This window comes from Zoogloea ramigera (genome assembly GCF_006539865.1).
Classification (GTDB): Bacteria; Pseudomonadota; Gammaproteobacteria; order Burkholderiales; family Rhodocyclaceae; genus Zoogloea; species Zoogloea ramigera.
Map to the genome: position 1 here is coordinate 1 of NZ_BJNV01000124.1, position 5,923 is coordinate 5,923.

Here is a 5,923-nt window from a genome sequence, read left to right on the forward strand (position 1 = left end):
CTAGGGCATCGAATCTCTCCTGCTCGATGCTGCGAAGCTTGTTGACGGCCTCCCGGATGGCTTGGCGGTGCCGCTCCACGTTGTCCGCCGTCATCTGCTTCTTGAAGTCCTTCTCGAAGCGGTCGAGGAACTCGACAAACTCGTCCCACGGGGTGCGGGAGGCCTCAGACATCAGCCTACGGACGAGTTCCTGAAAGTAGTCGACACCCTCCGAGAGGTCACTGATGACTTTCTCCGCGTAATCGTAGGCGTCGACCAAGTCATAGGCATCGACACATTGCGAATTACCTGTTGGTTTGAGAATTTCACAAAAAATTATACGGCATGAATTTTGGTTGCTTGATCGATGATTGCCTTCCGTCACATGGCTTGGAGCACGCAGATCCTGATCTTCCGCGGTAGCACCCAATTCTTGAGGTCGCCGCACGACCCCGAGCGCTATTCACCAAGGCCCTGGCCCTGATCGCCACCGAGAGCTCAAGCCACCGCCGAACTCCGCCCCACCCCCTCCTTCCAGCGGCATTCGGCGATCAGCCGGCGCAGGAAATCCTCCGGCGCCAGCGCCTCGCCGAGCAGCGTGCGCTGCCGCACCACGTTGGCAAAGTCGCCGGGCGTGAGCAGATCCAGGCTGTGCAGCTTGCGCACCAGCAGCGGCGGGATCGCGTCGACAGCCTCTGCGCTCCCCAGCGCCTCGCGGGCAAACAGCGCCAGCCGCTGGGCGGGCGCCAGGGGGCGGAAGTGCAGCTTGAAGTCGAAGCGGCGCAGCGCGGCGGCGTCGAGGCCATCCATCAGGTTGGTGGCGGCGATGAAGATCCCCGGGAAGCGCTCGATCTGCAGCAGCAGCTCGTTGACCTGGGTGGTCTCCCAGCTGTGGCGCGCCTCGCGGCGGTCCCGCAGCAGGCTGTCCACCTCGTCGAGGAAGAGCACCGAGCGCTCCGCGTCGAGGCCGGTGAATAGCGCGGCCAGGTTGCGCTCGGTCTCGCCGACGTATTTCGAGACCAGGTCGGAGGTGGTCTTGACCACCAGCTCCCGGCCCAGCGCGTCGGCCAGCACATGGGCGAACTCGGTCTTGCCGGTGCCCGGCGGGCCGTAGAAGCACAACCGGCCGTGGCCGTTGCGCTGGAGGGCCTCGGCCAGGCGCCCGGGGGCGATGCCGCCGGCGAGGTTGAGGAAGGCCGGGTCGAAGGGCGTGGCGGACTGGCGCCGCTGCGGGGCACCACTGCCGTGGAGCAGGCGCCGGGTGGCCGACAGGCCGCCGCGGACCGCCTCGACCGGGTCGCTCCCCGGCTGCAGGTCGAGCAGCCGACGGGCGGCGCCGAACTGGGCCGGTGCCAGCAGATCGTCGGCCGCCAGCTCGTCGAGAAACGCCTCCGGCAGCGCGGTGTCGCCCAGGTGGCGGCCGACCATCCGGCGGCGCACCGCCCGCGGCGGCGTCGTGAAGGCCACCGGCAGCAGGAAACGGCGCAGGAAGGCCGGGGCCATGCTGTCGGCGTCGTTGGTGATCCACACGGCGGGGACGGGGTTCTCCTCGAGCACCCGGTTCATCCAGCCCTTCTCGCCGTGGGACGACGCGGGGCGCCCGCCGAAGAGCGCGCGCAGCACGTCCTGGCCACCGTTGCCGAAGGCGTCCTCGACCTCGTCGAAGATCACCAGGCAGTCGCTGCGGCCGCGCAGCAGGCGCTGCAGCAGTTGATAGGCGCCCAGGCGCCCCTTGCGGGACAGGCCGTCACCGTCGTCGTCGGCGGTCTTGACCCGATAGGTGCCGAGGCCGGCGGCGTGGGCGACGGCCTGGGCGAACTCGGTCTTGCCGGTGCCCGGCGGGCCGTAGAGCAAGGCGTTGACGCCGGGGGCGCGCTGGCTGGCGGCCGTCGCCAGCACGCCCTGCAGGCGCTCGCCTTCACGCTGCAGGTGGGGGAAGTCCGGCAGGCTCCAGGCAGACGCGGGCGCGGGCTCGACGATCATCGCCAGCAGCGCCTCGGTGGATTCCGGCGCCAGGGTCAGGATCTCGGTGAGCAGGTCGTCGGGGGTGACGAAGTCTTCCAGGTCGTCACGGACGCCGGGGGCGCGCAGCAGGCCGAGGTTGCGCAGCGTGCCGCTGCGGCCGAAGGCGCGCTTCAAGGCCGCGGCCGGCAGGCCCAGCGCGCTGGCCAGGAAGGCGTAATTGTTGCGCATCCCGTTGCTGCTGGTCTCGCGCAGGAAGTCGCTGAACAGGGGCGTCAAGGCCCGCTTCTCGGCGAAATCCAGGATCATCGTCTCGATGCCATCGAGGCCGGCACAGTCGGCGATCAGCCGCACCGAGGGGTGGGTCGGCTGCGCGCCGTCCTGCACCGCGAGCCGCCGCAGCAGCGTGCGGGGGACTTTGGCGAGCAGGCCGCGCAGGTAGTTGCGAACGATGCGCCTCGGCAGGCCGTTGAGATTCTGGCGGCCCGGCGTGCGCAGAAACGACGGCAGCCCGCCCAGGTCGAGGCAATCCTCATCCTCGTCGTCGGTGGCGGCGGGCGTCCATTCGGCGTAGAGCTCGGCCAGCACCGCCGGGTCGAGCAGCGGCAGGCACTGGACCCACAGCGCGCCGAGGAAGTCCGAATCCTGCAGCCGGTGCAGCACTTCGGGCGAGCCGCTGACCATCTGCAGCACATAGCGCCCGACGCGGCGGGATTCGAGTGCGACGCTGGAGAAATCGCGACGCCAGGGGGAACGTTTGCTCGGTGCACGCATGATCACAGCTCCTCGGAAGTCCAGGTTTGCAGGCGGCGGCTGTCCACGTGCCACACCATGAAGTCGCCCCGGTGCGGGCCGTCCTCGATGAAGACGCCCAGCGCGATGTCGAGGGGCTCGCGGAAATACGGGTTGCCGGAATCCTTCTCCGCGTCGTACACCGGCGTGTCGAGCACCTCGACGACGATGGCCGGCTTGCCGTAGTTGGGCCAGCGGCGGTTGCGCAGGCCCGGCTTCCACGCCACCACGTCCCCGGCCTGGAGGCGCGTGGCCTGGGTGAGGCTGTGGAAGCGATCGCGCAGCGCGGCGGCCAGGTCGTCGAGCGGGGAGTCGAGGGGTTCGTCGTCGAACAGCAGGGTTTCGTGGGCGAGGTCGTCGAGGCCGATCTTGGCGAGCAGCTCCCGGGACGACAGGGGAGGCAATTTCTTGGCGGTCATGGCAGGCTCCTTGCGGTAGGTTTGAGCCGATTAGACGCCCGCGAAACGACAGAGCCTGTCGTATGATGGAGACGCCCCCCACCCGCCAGGAGCCCACCATGGCCGTCGCCCACAAGGACCGCATCGACCGTCTGAATCTGCTCAAGCAGCTGATCCCCAGGAATTGCTCGGACCAGGGCGGCCCGGACGCCCGCCAGCTGCTGGCGCGGCTGGCCGAGCACTACGAGGCCAGCAAATCCGACGCCGCCCGGATGCGGGCGATCCAGCGCGACCTGGACGCGCTGGTGAAGGAGGAGGAGATCGAGGCCATCAACCCGGGCGGCAAGCCCCAGCGCTACCGGCGCAAAGCCGACCTCGACAGCACCGACCCGCGCCTGTGGGCCTATGCCCAGAGCCTGATGCGCTCGCTGATCCGCGACGCGGTGCCCGAGAAGCGCCTGGAGCGGGTCCTGGCGAGCCTGCGCGAAGAGGGCGAGGATTTCGGCCTCGGGGAGGACAAGCTGTGCGTCCTCAGCGACACCCAGCGCCTGCTGCCGGCCGACTTCAAGGAGGAGGTCCTGCTCGCCGCCCTCGAAGCCCTCGCCCAGTCGCGCACGCTGCAGGCCAGCTACCGCGATGGCGCCGGCAAGCTGAGCCGGCCCGAGCTCCACCCCCAGGCTCTCCTCCAGCGCGGCCCGCGCCTCTACCTGTTCGCCCTCAAGAACGACGAGGCCACGCCGCTGCGCATGTACGCGCTGCATCGCTTCACCTCGGCCAAGGTCGGCGAGGGCCCGGGCCGGCGGGCCGAAGGCTTTCGCCTGCAGGACGCGGTCCGCAAGGGGCAGGCGGACTTCGCCGGCGACGGGGCCGTCCAGCTCGAGCTGCGGGTGCGCGGCTACGTGGCCGACCTGCTGCGGGACTGCCGCCTGTCGGCGGACCAGACCATCGAGGACGAGCCCGAAGGCAGCCCCTTCAGCGCCCGCGTCCGGGCCACCGTCCCGGAAACCGGCCAGCTGCTGCGCTGGCTGCTGGGCTGCGGCGCCAACGTGGAGGTGCTGGCGCCCGCCAAGTGGCGGGAGGTCGTGATCAGTCAGCTCGAAAAGATGGCCGCCATCTACGGGCCTTCAGAGGCAAGCTGAGCCCGGTGCGACAGACTGTGTCGCAGGGGCGTTCCATCATGGCTGGGTTGAATTTTTGAGGATAGACCGATGCCTGAACCCCGGACGCCCCGCACGAGTAAATCCCACCCCCTGCGTATCGACGTCGTTCAAGCCCACCCCGGCTGGGGGCTGATCGGCATGTCCCTGTGCCCCGGCAAGCAGCAGGTGGATGGCCTGAGCGGGCACTGGCAGCGGGATCTCGGCGTGGATCTCGAGCACATCCGGGCCTGGGGCGCGTCCATTGTCGTGTCCCTCGTCGAGCACCACGAGTTTGCAGAACTCGGCGTCGAAGCCCTGCCGGCCGAGGCCTTGCGCCTTGGCATGGCGTGGCGCCACCTGCCGATCCCCGACCGGCAGCCGCCGGGGCTGGATTTCGAGCGTCGGTGGGCGGAGGTGGGGGCAGAGCTCTTCGTCGCCCTGCGGGAGGGGCGACGGATCTTCCTGCACTGCAAGGGCGGCCTGGGCCGCACGGGCACCGTCGCCGCCTGCCTGCTGCGGGAGGCCGGTGTGGGGACGACGGAGGCGGTGGCGCAGGTGCGCCTGGCGCGCCAGAAAACCATCGAGACGATGGAGCAGGAGCGGTATGTACAGGCTTACACCCTGAAATTTGCCGAGAGGCTGTAAACCAAGGTACCGTGGAGGAGGCTTGATAAAGCCATTCGAAGGTTGGATGCCTTGCTTAAGGAGAACCACCATGCACTTGAGAACATTTCTGAGAAGCTGGACCGAGCCCTGCCCCGAATGGCTGGCGGCCTTTAACCAAGGCTCCCGGTTCGATGCCGAACAATTCTTTGCCTCCCGAGTCGTCTTTTATCCCGGCTCTGGACACGATGGGCACGCGGTGAAGGTGTTCGGCCGTGACCACGTCGCCCATTGTTTTGTCTACGCGGATTACCGGGCGCCGGAGGGTTCGATCCGGGAGTCACTGGATGATCCGACTCACCATTTCAAGGGTTACCACTCGATAGCCAGGATTTCATTGACGATCCAAGACTTGATCACCGGGCCCTGGCAGCCTCACGCCGCACCGGGTCATGAATGGGCCAAGCCGCAGATCAAGCCCTACGGCTTTCTGGAAGTTCTCGAAAGGGATGCCGAATTCGGGCCGGATCATGGCGCCGAGCGCCTCGCAATTATCTTTCTCGGTGCCGATGGACATGCCACCTATGACGCACTCTTCTGCCAGGGAAACTCGCCCAAGCCACCATTTGCGGTTTTGCTGCAGGACCACGGCTTCGGCGGAAACTACTCCAAGTTTGGCCGCGGCGGGGTTATGGAGAAAATCGCCAAAGCAACCCGGTCCAGGCCGGAATTCCTGTTGGTGGCAGAGAACACCAAGGCGTGGGAAGGGTATCGCAAGGAGCCTGAGGTAGAAGGTGACGCCGGCGGGATGCACGGCAACCTGCGCTTTCTGTTCCGACAGGCCGAGGTTGATCGCGCCGTGACATGAAAGCCGCCGGGAGCCCGCCCTGGCGCCTTCTTTCATCAGCGACATTCGCTCCTTCTGGCCAGGCACAGCCCGCATTCACTATCGCCCATGCGTCAAGCCATGTCGCACCCTGCCGCTAATATTGCCTCAGTCCCTGGGCGCCACAGCCCGCCGGGCCACCACTTGCGGAGGACAACACATCA

At 67.7% G+C, this 5,923-nt stretch carries 6 protein-coding genes; 3 read left to right on the plus strand and 3 right to left on the minus strand.

The annotated features are described in order from the left end of the window. The 3 genes from ZRA01_RS19695 to ZRA01_RS19705 all read right to left on the minus strand — a co-directional run. Nucleotides 1–259, minus strand: a 259-nt coding sequence (locus tag ZRA01_RS19695; RefSeq protein WP_218028771.1) for a hypothetical protein, incomplete at its 3' end; no start/stop codon positions are given. A 218-nt stretch (nt 260–477) separates the two neighbouring features. After that, a complete protein-coding gene (locus ZRA01_RS19700; protein ID WP_141355079.1) occupies nt 478–2,715 on the minus strand; it encodes an AAA family ATPase in 2,238 nt (745 codons plus the stop codon). A 2-nt stretch (nt 2,716–2,717) separates the two neighbouring features. Next, nucleotides 2,718–3,152, minus strand: a complete 435-nt coding sequence (locus ZRA01_RS19705) for a hypothetical protein (protein ID WP_141355080.1) — start codon at nt 3,150–3,152, stop codon at nt 2,718–2,720. A 62-nt stretch (nt 3,153–3,214) separates the two neighbouring features. On the opposite strand from ZRA01_RS19705, the gene ZRA01_RS19710 reads away from it, so the two are divergent. The 3 genes from ZRA01_RS19710 (at nt 3,215) to ZRA01_RS19720 (ending at nt 5,741) form a co-directional block, all read left to right on the plus strand. Then, nucleotides 3,215–4,270 carry a helix-turn-helix transcriptional regulator gene (locus ZRA01_RS19710; RefSeq protein ID WP_246093782.1) on the plus strand — a complete coding sequence of 352 codons (1,056 nt, stop codon included), beginning with the start codon at nt 3,215–3,217 and terminating at the stop codon, nt 4,268–4,270. A gap of 69 nt (nt 4,271–4,339) precedes the next feature. Beyond that, entirely contained in the window at nt 4,340–4,915 is a 576-nt protein-coding gene (locus ZRA01_RS19715; protein ID WP_141355081.1) for a cyclin-dependent kinase inhibitor 3 family protein, read from the plus strand. A gap of 70 nt (nt 4,916–4,985) precedes the next feature. Beyond that, a complete protein-coding gene (locus ZRA01_RS19720; RefSeq protein ID WP_141355082.1) occupies nt 4,986–5,741 on the plus strand; it encodes a hypothetical protein in 756 nt (251 codons plus the stop codon). Nucleotides 5,742–5,923 lie beyond the last annotated feature (182 nt).